Genomic DNA, 21,467 nt, shown 5'->3' with positions numbered 1-21,467 from the left:
AACTTCTCTCTAAAGAGATGACATAATTTAGATGACTAAACCATTTATTCATCGCCTACTACGGCCGCTTGCGGCCGTTTTTGTTGGCGCTATCACAACCCTTGCGTTCGCTCCCTACTCCTTCTGGCCTATCGCCATTCTCAGCCCAGCTATTCTGTTAATCCTATTGCACAAGCAAAGTACCAAGAGTGCACTGTGGACAGGTTACGCGTGGGGCTTTGGTCAGTTTGCTACTGGCATCAGCTGGGTCTACGTCAGTATTGACGGGTTTGGAGGCATGCCACTAGCCGCTAACCTATTCCTAATGGGCTTGCTTATTGGATACCTCGCCATTTATACGGGTCTATTCGCGTGGGCACTCAACCGCTTCTTCCCTAACAATAACCTCACTCGCTTTTTCCTTTCTGCACCTGCCTTATGGTTAGTGACAGATTGGCTGCGCGGCTGGGTTATGACAGGTTTCCCGTGGTTATGGCTTGGCTACAGCCAAATAGAGTCTCCTCTTGGCTCATTTGCACCGATTGGTGGTGTAGAACTGATTACCCTAGCCGTTATTGTTTCGGCAAGTGCACTGGCTTATACGGCGATTAATCGAGCCTGGAGCGTAGGGTTGATTCCTGTGGTTTTATTGAGTGCAGGTTTTGGCATTCGAAACATCGACTGGGTCACACCGAATCCAGACAAAACCACATCAGTCGTACTCATTCAGGGGAACGTCGACCAAGATTTAAAATGGTTACCAAGCCAGCGTTGGCCGACCATGATGAAGTATACAGACATGAGCCGTGATAACTGGGGGGCAGATATCATCATCTGGCCAGAAGCCGCAATCCCAGCATTTGAGGTTGAGATCCCATCCTTCCTTCGTAACCTTGATAGCGCGGCGAAGATGAATAACAGCTCAATCATCACTGGTGTGCTCAATCAGTCGGAAGACAAAAAGTACTACAACAGCATTCTCTCTCTTGGGGTAAATCCATATGGAGAGTACAGCTACGACCCAAGTGAGCGCTACCACAAACACCACCTACTTCCGTTTGGTGAGTTTGTGCCGTTTGAAGACATCCTGCGTCCACTGGCGCCGTTCTTCAACTTGCCAATGTCATCGTTTAGTCGCGGTGATTTCATTCAGCCAAACATCGTGGCGAATGGCCGCCACCTAGCACCTGCACTGTGTTACGAAATCATCTTTAATGATCAAGTTCGTCAGAACGTGACCGAAGAGACAGACTTCATTTTAACGCTCTCTAACGATGCGTGGTTTGGCAGTTCAATTGGTCCACTACAGCATATGGAGATCGCGCAAATGCGTGCTCTAGAGCTTGGTAAGCCAGTTATTCGCTCTACCAATAACGGTGTGACGGCGGTAACTGACCACAAAGGCAAAATCGTTGAGCAAGTACCTCAGTTCGAGACAGCAGTGTTAAAGGCTGAACTTATCTCTACCGATGGTCAAACACCTTATCGTATTGTAGGCACGTGGCCACTTTACGTTTGGGTGCTATTGAGTTTAGTAATCGGCTGGCGCTTGAGAGAGAAAAGCTAGGGTCGAGATTCGAGATAAAACCTTAAAGGGTTGGCCTAGTGGGTCAACCCTTTTTATTTATGTCGGAGGGAGCACTATGGTTTGAGCGCTTTACGACTGAAACCTTTACCGCCACATTTGATGCATGGAATGATGGTAGTTGGGTGGTTGTATTCTGTTTGGTGACCACAATCGTCACAAATCAGACGACCTAAACCGATCACCTCTCCTGCTTGATAAAGCCCTTGATGCTCCAAATCTTGGAACAGCTCTACCCACTCCACCTTGGTTCGGTCGGTGATTTCCAGCAAGCCATGCCAGATAGAATCTGCAATCATCAAGTAAAACGGTCCGCTTTTACTCTCTTCGTAGTTTTCAGAGAACTCTTTTAGATCCGATTTAACGTAAGCCGAGATCAAGGATAACTCATCTTTCGTCATATCATTCGCGGCTTTTGCAAGCTTGCCTGATGTTTCAATCTTATTGTTGATCTCTTCAGGGCTATGCTTGAGTGTTTCAATGACATCTTCCACCAGCTCTTCATAGAGTGCTTTTTTCTTTGGCATAAGTCCTCCTCAAGATTGCAGACCTAAATCAATACCCGAGATAATGAGAGTATGACAGGTATAGCTATTGTTGTAGTTCGTTCCTTTAGGTATTCTATGACGATCTATTGAAGTCTGATCAAACCAGACTCACAAATTCCAAGATAACCGGACATCATCGATGCAAGAACAATACAATCCGCAAGAAATTGAACAAAAAGTTCAACAGCACTGGGATAACAACAAGACCTTTGTTGTAAGTGAAGACCCAAATAAAGAAAAATTCTACTGTCTATCCATGTTCCCATACCCAAGTGGTCGACTGCACATGGGTCACGTGCGTAACTACACAATCGGTGATGTGGTATCTCGTTTCCAACGCCTACAAGGCAAAAACGTAATGCAGCCAATCGGTTGGGATGCATTCGGTCTACCAGCAGAAAACGCAGCGGTTAAGAACAACACGGCTCCTGCGCCATGGACTTACGAAAACATCGAGTACATGAAGAACCAGCTTAAACTTCTAGGCTTTGGTTACGACTGGAACCGTGAATTCGCTACTTGTACGCCTGAATACTACCGTTGGGAGCAAGAGTTCTTCACTAAGCTTTACGAAAAAGGCCTAGTGTACAAGAAGACTTCTTCAGTTAACTGGTGTCCAAATGACCAAACTGTTCTTGCAAATGAACAGGTTGAAGACGGTTGCTGCTGGCGTTGTGACACGCCTGTAGAGCAAAAAGAGATCCCACAATGGTTCATCAAAATCACTGAGTACGCTCAAGAGCTACTAGACGATCTAGATAACCTAGACGGTTGGCCTGAAATGGTTAAGACCATGCAGCGCAACTGGATCGGTCGCTCTGAAGGTGTAGAACTTAAGTTTGAAGTGAAAGGTCAACAAGACCTAGAAGTTTACACAACACGTCCAGACACACTAATGGGTGTGACTTACGTAGGTATCGCAGCAGGTCACCCTCTAGCGGCAGTAGCAGCTGAGAACAACCCAGAGCTAGCAGCCTTCATCGAAGAGTGTAAGAACAACAAAGTAGCGGAAGCTGAGCTTGCGACAATGGAGAAGAAAGGTATGGCGACTGGCCTTACTGCGATTCACCCATTGAACGGTCGTGAAGTTCCAGTTTACGTGGCGAACTTCGTACTGATGGACTACGGTACAGGCGCTGTTATGGCAGTACCTGCACACGACCAACGTGACTACGAGTTCGCGACTAAGTACGGCCTAGATATCATCCCTGTGATCAAGCCTGCTGACGACAGCGAGCTAAACATCTCTGAAGAAGCGTACACTGAGAAAGGCGTACTATTCGATTCAGGTGAGTTCGATGGCCTAGAGTTCCAAGCAGCGTTCGATGCGATCGCAGCGAAGCTTGAAGCAGAAGGCAAAGGTACTAAGACAGTAAACTTCCGTCTACGTGACTGGGGTGTATCTCGTCAACGTTACTGGGGCGCTCCAATCCCAATGGTAACGACTGAAGATGGTGAAGTTCACCCAGTACCAGCTGACCAACTACCAGTAATTCTTCCTGAAGACGTGGTAATGGACGGCGTAACTAGCCCAATCAAAGCTGACAAAGAATGGGCGAAGACAACGTTCAACGGCGAACCTGCTCTACGTGAGACAGATACGTTCGATACATTCATGGAGTCTTCTTGGTACTACGCGCGTTACTGTTCACCACAAGCTGACGACATTCTAGATCCAGAAAAAGCGAACTACTGGCTACCAGTAGACCAGTACATCGGTGGTATCGAGCACGCATGTATGCACCTACTGTACTCTCGTTTCTTCCACAAACTACTACGTGACGCAGGTTACGTAACGTCTGACGAGCCGTTCAAGCAGCTTCTATGTCAAGGCATGGTGCTAGCGGATGCGTTCTACTTCGAGAACGACAAAGGCGGTAAAGAGTGGGTTGCTCCAACTGACGTTGCTGTAGAGCGTGACGGTAAAGGCCGTATCACTTCAGCTAAAGACAACGAAGGCCGTGACGTAACACACTCAGGCATGATCAAAATGTCTAAGTCGAAGAACAACGGTATCGACCCACAAGAGATGGTAGACAAGTACGGTGCTGACACAGTACGTCTATTCATGATGTTTGCTTCACCAGCAGACATGACACTTGAGTGGCAAGAGTCTGGCGTTGAAGGGGCTAACCGCTTCCTGAAGCGTGTTTGGAAACTAGTAAACGAGCACGCATCGAAAGGCGCAGCAGAAACAGTAGATACCTCTGCACTTTCTGGCGACCAAAAAGCACTTCGCCGTGACGTTCACAAAACAATCGCGAAAGTGACTGACGATATCGCTCGTCGTCAAACGTTCAACACTGCAATCGCTGCAATCATGGAGTTGATGAACAAGCTAGCGAAAGCACCACAAGAATCAGCACAAGACCGTGCAATCCTTGATGAAGCACTAAAAGCAGTTGTTGCAATGCTTTACCCAATCACTCCTCACATTTCTTACGAGATGTGGACAGCTCTGGGTCAAGAAGACATCGACAACGCTGTATGGCCGACACACGATGAGAAAGCGCTTGTTGAAGACGAAAAGCTAATCATCGTTCAAGTTAACGGTAAGCTACGTGCGAAACTAACTGTACCAGCAGATATCTCTAAAGAAGATATTGAAGCGCTAGGTCTAAACGATGAGAACGTAACTAAGTTCACAGACGGCAAGACTGTTCGTAAAGTGATTTACGTACCGGGTAAGCTACTGAACATCGTTGCTAACTAATCATTCGTCACATCGTGACTGATTGGTTGAGTTAACACTCACAATGCGATAGGAATTAAAGAACTTAATTGCTACTTCGCAGTCAATAGACAGGGTGCATCCCACCCTGTCTACTTATTTAAACGCTTTTACATTGGTTAATACCAAGCACGGTTACCCCCGAATTTAAAGCCTTTAAATAAGTAATCCATTTTATGAGAGCCATCAAATAATGCGCCTGATTTCACTGTCTTCGTTAAAAGCTACATTCGTTGTTCTAACTGTCAGCCTACTCTCAGCCTGTGGTTTTCACCTACGAGGTGACTACTCTGTACCAGAAGAGCTAAACAAGATCTCAGTATCCAGTTACGACCAATATAGTACGTTTACGCGGATGGTGAAGAGTCAGCTGCGTATGAGTAACGTGGAAATTGTTGCGCCAACCAGCAAGACACCTAACCTTCACCTACTAAGTGAAAGCGTTAATGAGCGTACACTCTCTCTATACCAGAACACACGTGCTGCTGAGAAAGAGCTGACGTTCAATGCCTCTTACCGAGTGACGATTCCTGAATTAGGCGATAAAACGTTTACCACTAGCGTAACTCGTAGTTACCTAGATAACCCGCTAACAGCACTAGCAAAATCCGTTGAACGCGACATGATCGAAGATGAAATGCGTAAGCTAGCTGCAAGTCAGATCCTACGTCAAATGGCACGCCTGAAAGCTAATATCGCCGCGAATAGCATGAACCTTGAAGACCTAGAAGAGGTTCAGGTTAAAGAGTTAGAGAAGCAGTACAACATCAAGAATGTTGAGGTAAGTCCAGATTCAACTGAGTCTGCTCAATAAGGTTAACTGATGCGTATTTTTGCAGACCGCTTATCAGAGCAGTTAAATAAGCAGCTTAGCCGCGTTTATCTGATCTTTGGTAACGAACCGCTATTGCTTCAAGAAAGCCGCGAGTCGATTCAGAAAGCCGCTAAACAGCAAGGCTTTGAAGAGCGTCATCGCTTTGCTATCGACAGTAGCCTTGATTGGAATGATGTTTACGACTGTACTCAAGCCCTGAGTCTATTTTCGAGCCGTCAGCTGATCGAGCTAGAGTTGCCAGAGTCTGGTGTAAATGCTGCTATCGCGAAAGAGTTATTGGCGCTATCAGATCAGCTGCACGAAGACATCATGTTGGTGTTGATCGGAACCAAACTAACCAAAGCACAAGAAAATGCTAAGTGGTTCAAAGCACTTTCGAGCCAAGGTCACTGGGTAAGTTGCTTAACACCTGACGTTGGCCGCTTGCCGCAGTTTGTTCAAGCTCGCTGTCGCCAAATTGGTTTACAGCCAGACGCCGAAGCCACTCAGATGCTGGCTCAATGGCACGAAGGAAACCTATTTGCATTAACCCAGAGCTTAGAGAAGCTGGCACTGCAATATCCTGATGGCAAGCTAACCTTAGTTCGACTTGAAGAGTCACTAAGTCGTCATAATCACTTTACCCCATTCCATTGGGTAGATGCTCTGCTTGCAGGTAAAGGTAATCGAGCCCAACGTATTTTGCGCCAATTAGAGGCGGAAGGTGTGGAAGCGGTGATTCTTTTACGCAGTATTCAACGAGAGTTAGCACTTCTACTTCAGATGCAGCAACAAATGCAACAGATGCCCATCGGACAAGTGTTCGAGAAACACCGTATCTGGCAATCAAAGAAACCCCTTTATAACGCAGCGCTAACACGAGTCTCAATGACTCAGTTACACTCTCTGTTTGCACTGCTTACTCAAGCTGAATTGCTCTCTAAAACCCAGTATGAGCAATCACCTTGGCCACTCATTCACCAATTGAGTGTTGAGTTTTGTATCCCCTCGGCTTCAATCCCCTTTCCCGCATAAAAGCGTGATATGATTTTGAGTCGCAAAATTAAGATTTAAGGAACACCCTGTGTTACGTGAAGAACTAAGAGATTTTCTTGCAGATAAAGCCGACGACATGAAAGCAGAGTCGATCATCACAATCGACGTTGAAGGTAAATCCAGTGTGACAGACTACATGATCGTTTGTACTGGTACTTCAAAGCGCCACGTCGCTTCTATCGCAGAACATGTCGCAAGTGAAGTGAAAAAAGTCGGTCTAGAGCCGCTAGGTATGGACGGGGAACAAGAAGGTGAATGGGTTGTCCTAGATATGGGCACCAGCATGCTTCACGTGATGCAAGCTGAGCAACGCGAGCTGTACCAACTTGAAAAGCTGTGGGGCTAATCTGTGAAGATCCAATTAATTGCCGTTGGCACCAAAATGCCAAAATGGGTTGAAGAAGGCTTTCAAGAATATAAGCGTCGCTTCCCACACGATATGCCACTGGAACTGGTCGAGATCCCAGCGGGCAAACGCGGCAAAAATGCTGACATTGCACGTATTCTGCAAAAAGAAGGCGAAGCAATGCTAGCAGCGGTGCCAAAAGGTAGCCGTATTGTGACGCTCGATATCCCAGGTAGAAAATGGGATACACCGCAACTTGCTGAACAACTAGAGAGCTGGAAGTTGGATGGACGCGATGTTTCTATCCTTATTGGTGGCCCTGAAGGGCTTGCTCCAGCATGTAAAGCGGCAGCTGACCAAAGCTGGTCTCTGTCGGCTCTGACTCTACCGCATCCTCTTGTGCGCGTTATCATGGCAGAAAGCCTGTACCGAGCTTGGAGCATTACAGCTAATCACCCGTATCACCGAGAATAAGCGTTAATGTTACGTAAACGTAGCCAGATCCGTGATTACAAAGAAGAAGCACGACTATTTGCTAGTCGTGCTTTTATTGCGTTTATAGGCATTGTAATCATGATGGGCATTTTGGTTGCCAACCTGTACAACATTCAGGTCAACCAATACCAAGACTATAAAACTCGCTCGAACGATAACCGCATCAAGGTTGTCCCAATCGCACCAACGCGCGGTCTAATCTATGACCGAAATGGTGTATTGCTGGCGGAAAACCGCCCAGTATTTAACCTTGAGATCACCCCTGAGAAAATAAAGAACATGGATGACACCATTGCGCGTCTCCAAGAACTTTTAGAAATCAGCCCTGAGCGAGTCGAAAGATTTAACCGCGATCGCCGCAATACGCGTCGCTTTAAATCGGTTCCTATCCTTACCCAATTGACCGAAGATCAAGTGGCTGTTTTCTCGGTAAACCAGCACAAGTTCCCAGGTGTTGAGGTTACGGGCACACTCAAGCGTTTTTACCCATATGGTGATGTACTCACACACGTGATTGGTTATGTATCGCGCATTAATGACCGCGATATGCGACGTCTGGTTCGTGAAGAGAAAGATGCCAACTATCAAGCGACCCGTGACATCGGCAAGTTAGGTATTGAACGCTACTACGAAGACATGCTTCACGGTACTGCCGGCTATCAAGAAGTTGAAGTAAACAGCCGTGGCCGTGTAATCCGTACCTTGAAGTTTGTACCCGCGATTCCGGGCAAAGATATCGTATTGAACCTAGATATCGACCTTCAACTATACGTACATAAGCTGCTCGATGGACGTCGAGGTTCAGCTGTTGTACTTGATCCAGACGACAACGGCGTACTCGCTATGGTCTCTAGCCCAAGCTATGACCCGAATGCGTTTGTGCACGGTATCTCGTCCAAGGGTTACAATGCCCTACTCAACGACAAAAACCGTCCACTCGTAAACCGTGCGACTCTGGGTATCTACCCACCAGCATCAACGATTAAGCCTTTCATTGCGGTAGCCGCATTGCAAGAAGGCGTGATCACACCAAACACTACCCGTAACGACCCAGGTTACTGGAAGATCCCAAACTCAAAAACCAAACCATTCCGAGACTGGCTGCGTTGGGGACACGGTACCGTTGATATCGTGAAAGCGATAGAAGAGTCCGTGGATACCTTCTTTTACCAAATCGCCTTTGATATGGGCATCGATCGTCTATCAAGCTGGATGATGATGTTTGGTTTTGGTGACTACACGGGTATCGATATCCACGAAGAGAGCAAAGCCAACATGCCGACGCGTGATTGGAAAATGGCTCGTCACCGTGTGCCATGGTATCAAGGGGATACTATTCCAGTTGGTATTGGACAAGGCTACTGGACAGCAACACCAATGCAGATTGCTAAAGCAACATCGGTGTTGGTCCATGAAGGTGAAGTAATTGCTCCGCACCTACTGCGTGCCACCATTGAAAACGGTCAACCACTTGAGACGCAATCGCTGTCTGATATCGAAACTTATCCACCAATTACTGGTGTGAAACAACGATTCTGGGACATAGGTAAAGAGGGTATGAAGCTGGTTAACCACGGTCGTAAAGGTACCGCTCGCCGCTCTTTCCAAAATATGTCTTATCTGACTGCAGGTAAATCTGGTACCGCACAAGTCTTCGGATTGAAAGAAGATGAAGAGTACAACGCTGACGAAATCGCAGAACACCTGCGTGACCACGCACTCTTTACTGGCTTTGCGCCGCTGGACGATCCAAAAGCGATCGTGACCATCGTACTTGAGAACGCCGGTGGTGGTTCTTCAAATGGTGGTCCTGTTGTGAGACGTATCTTCGACCATATAGTTTTGGGCGACGAATATAAGAGTAAGGCAACACAATAATGAAACTCGATCTCTCTACTGGTCAAAATCGCGCCCTATTTGAGCGATTCCATATCGATTTGCCGCTCCTACTTGGCATCTTAGTGCTGATGGGATTTGCGCTACTGATTATGTACAGCGCAAGTGGTCAAAGCTTAGCGATGATGGATCGCCAAGCGATGCGTATGGCATTGTCACTGGGTGTGATGATTTTCCTCGCGCAGATCTCACCACGAACCTATGAAACACTGGCTCCGGTTCTGTTTGCAGGTGGTGTTGTACTGTTGCTCGGGGTGCTGTTCTTTGGTGAAGCCTCCAAAGGTGCTCAGCGTTGGCTGAACTTCGGCTTTATTCGTTTTCAACCGTCGGAGTTACTCAAGCTCGCTGTACCACTGATGCTAGCTCGTTACATTGGTAAGCGTTCACTGCCGCCGACATTCCAAACGCTAGTCATCTCTCTGGTGATGGTGTTTGTACCCACCATTCTTATCGCCAAGCAGCCCGATTTAGGGACATCAATCTTGATCGCTGCATCCGGTATTTTCGTTATTTTCTTGGCAGGTATCAGCTGGAAGATCATCGCGAGTGCGGCTGTGGCTTTGGGTGCATTTATCCCAATCCTATGGTTCTTCTTAATGCGCGAATACCAAAAGGTTCGTGTTCGTACTCTGTTTGATCCGGAGTCCGATCCACTCGGTGCCGGCTACCACATCATTCAAAGTAAGATTGCAATCGGCTCTGGCGGCATCTCAGGTAAAGGTTGGCTACAAGGAACACAGTCTCAATTAGAGTTTATTCCAGAGCGTCACACCGACTTTATTTTCGCTGTCATTGCCGAAGAATGGGGCATGATCGGTATCCTATTCCTACTCGCTATCTATCTGTTCATTATTGGCCGCGGTCTGATTCTCGCGAGCCAAGCTCAAACAGCATTTGGGCGAATGATGGGCGGTAGTATTGTTTTGAGCTTCTTTGTTTATATTTTCGTAAACATCGGAATGGTAAGTGGCATTCTTCCTGTGGTAGGTGTACCGCTACCTCTTGTTAGTTATGGTGGTACTTCGATGGTTACATTGATGGCAGGTTTTGGTATTTTGATGTCAATCCACACTCACCGTAAAGCATTCTCTAAGGCGACTTAAGTGATATTTAACGCAATGAGCGATTACGCAAAGAGCAGTTACACAAAGAGCAATTACGCGATGAACAGTAACGCGCAACACGCCAATAAGTCATCACAGCTTAAACAGCTCGCATTGATGGGTGGCTTAGTGGTATTGATGAATGGTTGTACATCATCACCAGATTCGCAATCGGGTCGCTATGACATTAACGATGACATTGCCCCTGATGTGCCGATCTCGGTTGAGCATTTAGAAGATGCACACCCAAAATATGAGCCATACAGTTTAGGCGGTAACAGTGACTACACTTTGCGCGGCGAAGATTACAAAATCATTCACGATAGCAAAGGCTTCACTGAAAAAGGCAAAGCATCTTGGTATGGCAAGAAATTTCACGGCCACCTTACCTCTAATGGTGAAGTGTATGACATGTACTCAATGTCTGCCGCTCACAAGACATTGCCAATCCCAAGCTATGTGAAAGTGACCAACACCGACAACAACAAGAGCACTATTGTTCGAGTTAATGACCGTGGTCCTTTTCATGAAGGTCGCATCATTGATTTAAGCTATGCAGCCGCATACAAGCTAGATGTGATCCGTACCGGAACGGCTAATGTTGAGATTGAAGTGATCACCGTTGATATCCCAACCGACGAGAATAAGAAAGCGGCACTGCCACAATACATTATTCAAGTTGCGACTTCTCAGCATCAAGATCGCAGTGAAAAGCTCGCGAGTGAACTGAGTAAAGAACTGTCGGTCAAAACGTTTCTTCAGCCAGTAGATGACAAATACCGACTGATGCTTGGGCCATTTCATGACTATGCTCTGACTCAAGAAAAATTAGAACAGGTTAAGCTTATGGGTTACCCGTCAGCTTATATAAAGAAGCACACCTTAACTCGCTAGTAATCTTACAGAAACTTCTGACAATCACTGCACTGGTTTGAAATAGTGATTCTGTTAAGATATGGATAGTTAACCAAATAATTGCATTCAAAATGAATAAATCTAATAAACTTATCAAATCGATTTTTGCTACTTCTGTTGCGCTTTCTGCAACTCTAGCTTCTTCGTCATTCGCCGCGCCTATCGTTGTTCCAGACGCTCCACAAATTGCTGCTAAAGGCTTTGTTCTAATGGATTACCATTCAGGCAAAGTATTGGCAGAAAAAGAGATGAACACTCAGCTTTCTCCAGCAAGCTTGACCAAAATGATGACCAGCTATGTTATCGGTCAAGAGCTTGATCGCGGCAACATCAACCTAAATGACGACGTTGTTATTAGTGAAAACGCTTGGGCGAAGAACTTCCCAGACTCTTCAAAGATGTTTATTGAAGTAGGTACAACGGTAAAAGTGGAAGAGCTTAACCGCGGTATCATCATCCAATCGGGTAACGATGCATGTGTGGCTATGGCAGAGCACATCGCAGGCTCTGAAGATGCATTCGTTGACCTAATGAACGCGTGGGCTAGCTCTATCGGCATGAAAGACACGCACTTTGCGAACGTTCACGGTCTAGATAACCCTAACCTATACTCAACGCCTTACGATATGGCGCTACTAGGTCAAGCGCTTATCCGCGACGTACCTGAAGAGTACCGCATCTACTCTGAGAAAAAATTCACTTACAACGGCATTACTCAATACAACCGTAACGGCCTGTTATGGGACAAGAGCATGAATGTGGATGGCATAAAAACTGGCCACACAAGCAATGCAGGTTACAGCCTAGTAAGCTCGGCAACTGAAGGTAAAATGCGCCTTGTTGCGGTTGTAATGGGCACCAAAAATGCTAATGCTCGTAAGACAGAAAGCAAAAAGCTACTAAGCTACGGTTTCCGTTTCTTTGAAACTGTTGCACCGCATACTGCTGGTGAAACATTCGTTGAAGAGAAAGTTTGGATGGGTAGCAAAGATACGGTTGCTCTAGGTGTTGATGAAGATACATTCGTAACCCTTCCTCGTGGCGAAGCGAAGAACCTAAAGGCGAGCTTTGTTCTAGAGAAAGAACTTGAAGCACCGATTAGCAAGGGTGACCAAGTAGGTAAATTGTTCTACCAGATCGATGGTCAAGACGTTGCTGAATACCCACTACTAGCGCTAGAAGATGTCGAACAAGGCAGCCTATTTAGCCGCCTATGGGACTACCTAGTTCTTCTGTTCAAAGGTTTGTTCTAAGGCCTCAGAGTAACAGTCAATAACAGTAATCACATGATCCTGTTGACTATTTACTCATAACCCTTTTTCGGGTTTGCCTAACAAGCCAACAAAGGCCGCACTCAGCGGCTTTTGTTGATCTTGAGTTCAGCGATATTTACCAGTAATATTCCGCTCTTATTAATCGAGTCAATTGACCGAATACGCTTTTCTGGGTATTTTGCCCAACAGCGAAGTACCTACCATTTTGGAGCTAATCATGAACATCAATTCTGATGCAAAACTTAAAGACCTTTTAGAGTTCCCTTGTTCTTTTACTTACAAGGTTATGGGTTACGCGAAACCAGAACTGCCTGAACTTGTACTGGAAGTGATCCAGCGCCATGCTCCTGGTGACTACAGCCCAACTGTGAAACCAAGTGCAAAGGGTAACTACCACTCTGTTTCGATCAACATCACAGCTACGTCGATTGAGCAGGTAGAAACGCTTTACAAAGAACTTGGCGAGATCGACATCGTACGTATGGTTCTGTAATCCTAGATTACACAATGATCACAGCGGCTTAGAGCCGCTGTTTTCATTTTAGGCCCCATCGTTTTTGCTGCTTTTATTCAACTTAATTTTCAAGAAATACAAAGAAAGTTGAAAAACCTTGCAGTCCGTCTGTAGTTAGAATCAAATTTCGCGTTTATAATGCGTTCACTTTATTAATCCTTGAGGGAGTCCTGCTTTGCAAAATAAGCTAATCGTAAAAAAATTAGGTCGCCAGGATTATGAACCCGTATGGAAAGCCATGCATGAGTTCACCGATACGCGCACAGATGACGATGTAGACCAAATTTGGTTAGTCGAGCACAACCCGGTCTTCACTCAAGGACAAGCAGGTAAAGCGGAGCATGTACTCAATGCTGGCGATATCCCTGTCATTCAAAGCGATCGTGGCGGACAAGTTACCTATCATGGCCCAGGCCAGTTGGTTGCTTACTTCTTAATCAACATTCGTCGTAAGAAATTTGGAGTGCGAGATCTTGTTACTCATATAGAGAACCTCGTAATCAACACTCTGAAAGCATACAATATCGAATCAGCTGCTCGACCAGACGCTCCGGGTGTTTATGTCGATGGCAAAAAGATATGTTCTCTAGGCCTACGTATTCGACGTGGCTGCTCGTTCCACGGGCTAGCACTCAATGTCGATATGGACCTGTCACCGTTCCTACGTATTAACCCGTGTGGTTACCAAGGTATGGAAATGGCTCAAGTCAGCCAACTAGGTGGCCCTTCGGATCTAGAGAGCGTTGAGCAACAGCTAATACAAGAGCTTGTCGAACTACTCGGCTATGACCAAGTAGACATTCAAGCCAACAGTAACACTACAGCAGAAGCATAAAATCATGAGCAAACCAATCCAAATGGAAAAAGGCGTTAAATACCGCGACGCCGATAAAATGGCATTGATTCCAGTAAAAAACATGCCTACCGAGCAGAAAGAAATCCTGCGCAAGCCGGAGTGGATGAAGATCAAACTGCCTGCTGATAGCCAGCGCATCCAAGACATCAAATCTGCAATGCGTAAGAACAACCTTCACTCGGTATGTGAAGAAGCGTCTTGCCCTAACCTGGCTGAGTGTTTCAACCACGGCACAGCAACCTTCATGATCCTAGGTGCTATCTGTACTCGTCGTTGTCCTTTCTGTGACGTTGCCCACGGCCGTCCAGTTGCTCCTGAAGCGGAAGAGCCTCAGAAGCTAGCAAAAACCATCCAAGACATGAAACTGAAGTACGTTGTAATTACTTCTGTTGACCGTGATGATCTACGTGACGGTGGTGCAAAACACTTTGCAGACTGTAACCGTGAGATCCGCGCACTAAACCCAAATATTCGTATCGAAACTCTGGTTCCTGACTTCCGTGGTCGTATGGACGTGGCGCTTGATCTAATGAAAGACAACCCGCCAGATGTATTCAACCACAACCTAGAGACAGCACCTCGCCTATACCGTAAGGCACGTCCCGGTGCGAACTACAAGTGGTCATTGAACCTACTGAAGAAGTTTAAAGAGCAGCACCCAGACGTTCCAACAAAGTCGGGCGTAATGATGGGTCTTGGTGAAACAAAAGAAGAGATCATTCAAGTACTGAAAGATCTACGTGAACATGGCGTGACAATGCTAACTCTAGGCCAATACCTAGCACCTAGCCGTCACCACTTGCCGGTTGAGCGTTACGTGCCACCATCTGAGTTTGATGAACTGAAAGAGATCGCGCTAGAGCTTGGCTTTACACACGCTGCGTGTGGCCCGTTCGTACGTTCTTCTTACCATGCGGATCTACAAGCACAAGGTATGGAAATTAAGTAACTCGCGACTTAACTTCTCTATATTTGAAAGGCGCATACCCTATGGTTATGCGCCTTTTTCATAGCTGCGCTTTAGTGCCCAAACTCACTCAACTCTCGATAAAAGCATATACTGCATATCCAAACATACCGATACTAAAAAGCCGCTCTTAACCAAGAGCGGCTTTCAAATTTAGCGTGTTGTATTAATCGTTGGTAGTATCGCTAGTAGATTAACCGAAAGATGCCCAGATAACCGTTACTACCAGTACAGGGCATACAAACTTAACGTATGCAGGCCATACTTTACCGAACCAACCTAATTGGAAGTCAGGGCAGCCCTGCTCTAGCTCTTTTACCTTAGAAGCTCGGCTCCATACCCAACCACCAAACAGACAGAACATCAATGCTGCAATAGGTTGTAGATACTGAGTAGCAATCATAGCCACTAGGCCAAATAGAGCGCCAAAGTTGTAAACAATAATGACACTGAACAACGCGATTAAGCCACCAATCACCCAACTCGTCGGTGTACGTTCCGTGTTAAAGCGCTCGCTCACTAGAGAAACAGGTGCCTCTAGCATAGAGATAGAAGAAGTGAGCGCAGCAATAGTCAGCAATAGGAAGAAAACAATCGCAAAGATCTGACCGAGGAAGCCTAAGCTATCGAACATCAAAGGTAATACCGTAAATACCAGAGTATCTGAGCTCAGTAGTGACCCATCCTCAGCGTAGATTTGTACACCCTTTTGCATCGCGACAAACATGGCTGGCATCACGACAAGACCAGCAATAAAGGCAACGGTCGTATCCACTAAGGTCACGTTCATCGCCATCTTCGGCAGGTTCTCTTTCTTACTTAAGTAAGAGCCGTAAATCAGCATCGAACAGCCACCAATGGTCAGCGAGAAAAAGCCCTGTCCCATTGCTGCTAGAATCAGTTTTCTGTCCCATACCTTTTCAAAATCAGGTACAAGATAGTGCTTAAGCCCTTCAAGCGCACCTTGCTGAGTCATGATGTAGACAAACAGCAGTGCGAACAGTACAAATAGCGCTGGCATTAAGCGAGTCGACCATTTTTCAATACCTTGCTTGATGCCGCCTTGCACAATTAAGATTGTTAGCACGTAAAACAACACGGTACCGAAGACATTACGCTCGACACTAAAACCTTTGAACCACGCTGCAGTCTCAACCAAGCCAAACACATCAGCAATCGCGCCAAATAGGAAGCAGATCAACCAACCACCCACAATGCTGTAAAAGCCTAACACTGCACTTGGTACACTTAAGCCAATCCAACCTGTCAGTGCACCGACTTTTTTCGCCAGTGGGTTTGATGTCAGTGAGCGCATACTATCCACTGGGTTAGCTTGACCATGACGACCAATCGCCATTTCAACCACCAGCATTGGGAATGCGACTACAAAGATCAGCACCAAATACACTAAAAGAAATGCACCGCCACCATTGCTAGCGACTTGTGTTGGGAAACCCCAGATGTTTCCAAGGCCAACTGCAGCGCCCGCTGCTGCCAAAATAAAGCCTAAACGAGAGCTAAACAGCTCTCTTGATGAAGAAGATTGTTGGTTCATACTGCCTGCAAAAATACCAATGAACTAGTTTGCTAGTACAATAATCAAAACCACTAACCCATGCAATCTATAAATGATTAAAATGCTTATTTATAAGAAAAAACCAAACAGTAAAACTGTAAATTTAAATATACATAGAATTAGAGTCTAAAGGTAAACAACAAATCATTAACAATCACTACTCCGCCCCCTCATACAACAGGTACAAAAAAGGGCACGCGAGGTGCCCAATCGAAGGTTCAATTTATTGCCGGCTAGTGCTAAATGGTAAACACTTGGTAGTCTTTCAAATTCGGGATCTTTTTCTGCAACGATTTTTCTTGCTCAGCCATCTCATCAAGTGAGTCACAGAATGCTTCCGCTTCTTTCTCTACCTGTTGTGAGTGCTCCTTAAAACGCTCTTCGATCTTCAACTTTAGCTCAGACATGCTGTCCGCCATTTCAGTTAAGTTAAGACCGCCCTCTTGCTTCATTTTTTCAGACATGGCATTAAAAGCGCTTGAGATAAACTCTTCGTTAAAGATCTCCATCGCCTTATCGAAGTCTTCACTCCAGCCATTCGCCATCGACTCGAAGCTCTCAGCAGGAAGCACTAAGTCACCATCTTTATAGTAACGAGCTTCCATCTCAGCAAAGAAATCACTCATTGATTTTTTAACATTATCAAACGCTTCTGGCGCATCCAAACTTACTGCAATGTCGTCGATAACATCGTTTGCCAATGCTAATCCCTCTTTCGCCATTGCCTTGGCTTGAGGTAAGTATTCACTCATGCTTTCACGGTAGCGTTCTATCGCCGCTTGCTGATCTGCGTCGAGCTCAACCTTTTCACCATGAATATAGAGATCATTACCATCAAGTACGGCCATATCGCCATTTGTTTGGTGGATCTCAACCGTCTGCTGATCAATTCTCAGTTCATTTTTCAGGTCTACACGACACTGAGCCGCATAAGCGGGGACACTCGCCGCTGCCAACACCATGGATAGTGATGCAATTAATACGCTCTTTTTCATAACATCCTCACATACATTGCTGTACTAACTATACATGGAGTGATTCACCCAATGTCATGGAAAGGTTTAGAACTTAACAAACCGATACAATTTCATAGATAAAGTGGCTGTCTGCGACACTAAACTCCACTTCGTCACCCACCTCTTTTCCCATTAAAGCGGCACCTAGAGGAGCGTTTGGTGTCAGTATAGCTACATCTTTACCATCCCACACCACCGACAAACCTCCAACTCTTGGCCCGATAAAGAAGTACTTAACCTTATCTTGTTCATCTATAACAGAAAGAAAGCTGCTCATCGCTATGCGTTCTCCCTCTCTCAGAACTAAATCACGATAGCACTGAATATCCTCTTCACACTCTTGGACTCTTACGGCCTGACCATGTGCGAGGTAAGATGCCTCTAGTGCCAGGGTATCGTACTTATGTTCTGGTACGGTTTCTTCGTCGGTCGCGGCATCAATCGCGCGCTGCGTTGCTGACTGAGCAATTGCAAGCCGAGATTCAAGCTGCTGGAGAATTATTTGTCTAAGCTCGGATTTATTCATACTTTTGAAGTGCTTTTCTTTAGGAGCTACAGAATAGAATTAGGTACAATCTGGTGCAAGCGCTTTGAAACGGAAGTTTCTCGGCCAACAAGATTGAACAGGCTTAGCAGCACACCACACAGATTAACCGAGCACATTTATGATAGAACAGAAGCTAAAACAGGTCTTTGGATTCGACTCACTGCGTCATGGACAGAAGCAAGTTATTGATAATGTTCTTGCAGGCCAATCGGCAGCGGCTATTTTTCCGACCGGATCAGGTAAATCCCTCTGTTATCAGCTTCCTGCTCTAGAGCTGCCTCATCTCACCTTGGTGATTTCCCCTTTGCTTGCACTTATGAAAGACCAATTAAGTTTTCTGCACAGTAAAGGGATTGCTGCTGCGGCCATCGAGTCGAGCCAAGACAGACAAACTACTCAACAAGTGATGCAGTCCGTTCGCAATGGCGAAACCAAAATCTTGATGATCTCGGTTGAACGCCTCAAGAACGAGCGCTTTAGACAATTCATCTCACAGGTGCCTATCTCGCTTTTGGTGGTCGACGAGGCGCACTGTATCTCAGAATGGGGTCATAACTTCCGACCTGACTATCTCAAGCTGCCCCACTATCAGAAACAGCTCAACATTCCTCAAGTTCTGTTGCTGACCGCAACGGCGACAACGGGCGTGATTCAAGACATGCAGACCAAGTTCAATATTGCTCCAGAGAGTGTAGTGGTCACTGGCTTTTATCGTAAAAACCTCGACTTAGCGATTCAACCTTGTGAGCAAGAGACAAAGTTAGAAACGCTGTGCAATGTGGTCAATCAAGCGCCACAATCGCCGACTATTGTGTATGTTACGCTTCAACAGACGGCAGAGAATGTCGCTCAAGCCCTGAGAAATGTCGGCATCAATGCGATTGCCTACCACGCTGGTCTCAAACCCGAAAACCGCGATGCAATTCAGCAACAGTTTATGAACGATGATATCAACTGCATCGTTGCGACCATCGCCTTTGGTATGGGTGTCGACAAATCAAATATTCGCCGCGTGATTCATTTCGACCTGCCTAAGTCGATAGAGAATTACTCCCAAGAGATTGGGCGTGCCGGTCGTGACGGACAAAACTCCGAATGTATACTGCTCGCTAATAAACACGGCCTCAGCACGCTAGAGAACTTTGTCTTTGGCGATACACCCGATAACATTGCGATTCAAACAGTGTTGCAAGAGATATACGCCTGTCAGCCCTCTGGCAATACCTACGCTACTCAGTGGGAAATCATGCTCAATCAGCTCTCTCGCGAATCCAATATTCGTCAGCTGCCACTGAAAACCTTACTTGTATACCTCGAGATAGAGGGCATCATTGAGCCCAAATACAGTTTCTTCGCTGATTACAAATTCAAGTTTGTTCGACCAAAACCACAAATCATCGACCAATTTCAGGGAGAGCGTCGCGCGTTTGTCGAGTCAATTTTCCAGTGCTCGCCGCAAGCTCGAGTTTGGTGCCAAGTGGACTTCGATGCATTGTGGGCGCACTTTCAAGCAGACAGGCAGCGCGTGGTCGCAGCAATCGACTACTTTAATGAACAAGGTTGGATTGAGTTAGAAAGTAAGCAGATTACCGATGTATATGCAGTACACAACACCAGCGAAGATCCAAATGAGGTCGCTCAGCGTCTGTCTGCACTCTTTAAACAGAAAGAGGGCAATGAGATTGGCCGTCTCAATTACATGTTGGATTTCTTTGAATCAAGCAGCTGCCTGAGTTCAAAACTAGCCAATTACTTTGGTGACATCAATGCACCACAAGAGTGTGGACACTGTTCAGCGTGTCGTGGCAACGTCGCCAAACTACCTAATGTACCGTTAGAGGCGATTGACGAGGGTGACCTTCAAGCTTGGGTGAATGAATTTATAAACAGTAGCCCACAATGGGTGACTGATGAGGCGATTACTCGCTTCTTATCGGGTATTGCCACACCACTATCCACCAAACTGAAAGCTAGCAAGATGTCTGGATACGGCAAGCTTGAGCAACACCCTTTCCGCGATACCCTTGCTCTAGTTCAACGAACTCCAAGATAGTTCAACAAACACTGAGATAACACGTTAATCGCCAACTAAGCTTTTTTCGATCAGAAAAAGCTTAGTTGGCGCATCTGATCTTTGGGTTGCAGCATGACACTTAACCCCAGCAAACGAATCTCACGTCCTTGCTGACGCTTTAGAATCTCACTCAACAGCTCTTTGAAGTGATCGAGATTCAACGAGGGTTGAATATGCTCAATGGTGGTTTGCTGAAAATCCGCAAACTTGAGCTTAATGCCTTGCTTGGTAATAGACTTGGTTGGGCTCGCCTTCTCCAGTCGAGCTTCCAACTCAGGAAACAAACGCTCTTCAATCACCTTCCAGCACTCTTGATAGGTTGAGATATTTTCACTAAAAGTGCGCTCCACACCAACCGACTTTCTTTCTCGCTCAACCACCACCTCTCGATCGTCAATGCCATGGCTTCTCTTCCAAAGCGAGGCGCCTTGTCGACCAAACTTAGACAACAAGGATCGATAATCTGTCTGCTTAATATCTTTACAGGTATAAAAGCCCGCTTGGTGAAGCTTCTCGATACTCACCTTGCCAACACCGGGGATCTTCTCCAATGGCAATTCATCAATTACCCCCTGAACCTCTTGAGGTGGGATCACAAACTGTCCATTGGGTTTATTCATATCCGACGCAACCTTTGCCAAAAACTTAATCGGCGCGACGCCTGCAGACGCCGTTAGCTGGAGTTCATTCCAGATATCACGGCGGATAGCTTCGGCAATAAGAGTGGCTGAACCATGGCACTGCTCTGAATCAGTCACATCAAGAAAGGCTTCATCCAATGAGAGCGGCTCAATGATGGAGGTGTATCGAGAAAAGATGGCTCGGATCTGCTTAGAGATCTCCTTATAAACCTGCATCCGACCCGGTACCACCAAGAGGTTTGGACACAACTGCAATGCCTTTGCCGTTGGCATCGCCGAACGAATACCAAACTTGCGCGCCTCATAGTTACAAGTACTGAGTACGCCGCGCTGCTTTTCGTGCCCACCGACAGCTAATGGACGATTCCGATAAGAAGGGTTATCACGCATTTCGACAGCCGCATAAAAACAATCCATATCAACATGGATTATCTTACGCACTCTCTCTTTATCTGAACCACACATGACCAAACCACTTGCCAAATACTGTATTAATAAACAGTATAATCATTTATTCGCCGAGAACAAAGTGTT

General features: G+C 46.1%; 19 protein-coding genes. 14 read left to right on the top strand and 5 right to left on the bottom strand.

Annotated features, from left to right (window positions below; all coding sequences use genetic code 11):
* The first annotated feature begins 31 nt into the window (after positions 1 to 31).
* Entirely contained in the window at positions 32 to 1,546 is a 1,515-nt protein-coding gene (gene lnt / locus VFDL14_RS10735; RefSeq protein WP_032551449.1) for an apolipoprotein N-acyltransferase, read from the top strand.
* A gap of 74 nt (positions 1,547 to 1,620) precedes the next feature.
* Here lnt and VFDL14_RS10740 read toward each other — a convergent pair whose 3' ends face one another.
* Positions 1,621 to 2,091, bottom strand: coding sequence for a zinc ribbon-containing protein (locus VFDL14_RS10740; RefSeq protein WP_032551447.1), 471 nt, complete (start codon positions 2,089 to 2,091; stop codon positions 1,621 to 1,623).
* Between the two features lie 160 nt (positions 2,092 to 2,251).
* On the opposite strand from VFDL14_RS10740, the gene leuS reads away from it, so the two are divergent.
* The 12 genes from leuS to lipA all read left to right on the top strand — a co-directional run bounded on the left by leuS (position 2,252) and on the right by lipA (position 15,061).
* On the top strand, positions 2,252 to 4,825 hold the full coding sequence (leuS, locus tag VFDL14_RS10745) for a leucine--tRNA ligase (protein WP_032551445.1): 2,574 nt from the start codon (positions 2,252 to 2,254) through the stop codon (positions 4,823 to 4,825).
* Positions 4,826 to 5,036: 211 nt separating this feature from the next.
* Entirely contained in the window at positions 5,037 to 5,657 is a 621-nt protein-coding gene (gene lptE / locus VFDL14_RS10750; protein ID WP_032551444.1) for an LPS assembly lipoprotein LptE, read from the top strand.
* Between the two features lie 9 nt (positions 5,658 to 5,666).
* Positions 5,667 to 6,692, top strand: a complete 1,026-nt coding sequence (gene holA, locus VFDL14_RS10755; protein WP_032551443.1) for a DNA polymerase III subunit delta — start codon at positions 5,667 to 5,669, stop codon at positions 6,690 to 6,692.
* 49 nt (positions 6,693 to 6,741) lie between these two features.
* A complete protein-coding gene (gene rsfS, locus VFDL14_RS10760; protein WP_032551441.1) occupies positions 6,742 to 7,059 on the top strand; it encodes a ribosome silencing factor in 318 nt (105 codons plus the stop codon).
* Positions 7,060 to 7,062: 3 nt separating this feature from the next.
* Positions 7,063 to 7,533, top strand: a complete 471-nt coding sequence (rlmH, locus tag VFDL14_RS10765) for a 23S rRNA (pseudouridine(1915)-N(3))-methyltransferase RlmH (RefSeq protein WP_032551440.1) — start codon at positions 7,063 to 7,065, stop codon at positions 7,531 to 7,533.
* Positions 7,534 to 7,539: 6 nt separating this feature from the next.
* On the top strand, positions 7,540 to 9,432 hold the full coding sequence (mrdA, locus tag VFDL14_RS10770; RefSeq protein ID WP_032551439.1) for a penicillin-binding protein 2: 1,893 nt from the start codon (positions 7,540 to 7,542) through the stop codon (positions 9,430 to 9,432).
* Positions 9,432 to 10,553 carry a rod shape-determining protein RodA gene (gene rodA, locus VFDL14_RS10775; RefSeq protein ID WP_032551438.1) on the top strand — a complete coding sequence of 374 codons (1,122 nt, stop codon included), beginning with the start codon at positions 9,432 to 9,434 and terminating at the stop codon, positions 10,551 to 10,553. Before mrdA ends, rodA begins: the two co-directional genes overlap by 1 nt.
* 117 nt (positions 10,554 to 10,670) lie before the next feature.
* On the top strand, positions 10,671 to 11,447 hold the full coding sequence (locus VFDL14_RS10780) for a septal ring lytic transglycosylase RlpA family protein (protein WP_235201716.1): 777 nt from the start codon (positions 10,671 to 10,673) through the stop codon (positions 11,445 to 11,447).
* Positions 11,448 to 11,539: 92 nt separating this feature from the next.
* Positions 11,540 to 12,721, top strand: a complete 1,182-nt coding sequence (locus VFDL14_RS10785; protein WP_032551437.1) for a serine hydrolase — start codon at positions 11,540 to 11,542, stop codon at positions 12,719 to 12,721.
* Between the two features lie 235 nt (positions 12,722 to 12,956).
* Positions 12,957 to 13,235: a DUF493 family protein YbeD gene (gene ybeD, locus VFDL14_RS10790; RefSeq protein WP_032551473.1), complete on the top strand. Its 279-nt coding sequence runs from the start codon at positions 12,957 to 12,959 to the stop codon at positions 13,233 to 13,235.
* A 196-nt stretch (positions 13,236 to 13,431) separates the two neighbouring features.
* A complete protein-coding gene (lipB, locus tag VFDL14_RS10795) occupies positions 13,432 to 14,091 on the top strand; it encodes a lipoyl(octanoyl) transferase LipB (protein ID WP_032551436.1) in 660 nt (219 codons plus the stop codon).
* 4 nt (positions 14,092 to 14,095) lie between these two features.
* Positions 14,096 to 15,061, top strand: a complete 966-nt coding sequence (gene lipA / locus VFDL14_RS10800) for a lipoyl synthase (RefSeq protein ID WP_032551435.1) — start codon at positions 14,096 to 14,098, stop codon at positions 15,059 to 15,061.
* Positions 15,062 to 15,272: 211 nt separating this feature from the next.
* On the opposite strand, the gene VFDL14_RS10805 is transcribed toward lipA, so the two are convergent.
* The 3 genes from VFDL14_RS10805 to VFDL14_RS10815 all read right to left on the bottom strand — a co-directional run bounded on the left by VFDL14_RS10805 (position 15,273) and on the right by VFDL14_RS10815 (position 18,197).
* Complete coding sequence (locus VFDL14_RS10805) at positions 15,273 to 16,634, bottom strand: sodium-dependent transporter (protein WP_032551434.1); 1,362 nt, start codon at positions 16,632 to 16,634, stop codon at positions 15,273 to 15,275.
* 260 nt (positions 16,635 to 16,894) lie between these two features.
* Entirely contained in the window at positions 16,895 to 17,650 is a 756-nt protein-coding gene (locus VFDL14_RS10810; RefSeq protein ID WP_032551433.1) for a YggN family protein, read from the bottom strand.
* A 73-nt stretch (positions 17,651 to 17,723) separates the two neighbouring features.
* The gene (locus VFDL14_RS10815) at positions 17,724 to 18,197 is read right to left on the bottom strand and encodes a GreA/GreB family elongation factor (RefSeq protein WP_032551432.1); all 474 of its coding nucleotides are present in this window, start codon (positions 18,195 to 18,197) and stop codon (positions 17,724 to 17,726) included.
* Between the two features lie 139 nt (positions 18,198 to 18,336).
* Between VFDL14_RS10815 and VFDL14_RS10820 the strand changes: the two genes are divergently transcribed.
* Positions 18,337 to 20,271 (top strand): RecQ family ATP-dependent DNA helicase, encoded by a 1,935-nt coding sequence (locus VFDL14_RS10820; RefSeq protein WP_032551431.1) that lies wholly within the window; start codon positions 18,337 to 18,339, stop codon positions 20,269 to 20,271.
* Positions 20,272 to 20,321: 50 nt separating this feature from the next.
* On the opposite strand, the gene dinB is transcribed toward VFDL14_RS10820, so the two are convergent.
* The gene (dinB, locus tag VFDL14_RS10825) at positions 20,322 to 21,398 is read right to left on the bottom strand and encodes a DNA polymerase IV (RefSeq protein ID WP_032551430.1); all 1,077 of its coding nucleotides are present in this window, start codon (positions 21,396 to 21,398) and stop codon (positions 20,322 to 20,324) included.
* Positions 21,399 to 21,467: the final 69 nt, after the last annotated feature.

The organism is Vibrio fortis, assembly GCF_000695685.1.
In the GTDB taxonomy this organism is placed as follows: domain Bacteria; phylum Pseudomonadota; class Gammaproteobacteria; order Enterobacterales; family Vibrionaceae; genus Vibrio; species Vibrio fortis_A.
This window is presented reverse-complemented; position numbering and strand designations above follow the sequence as displayed.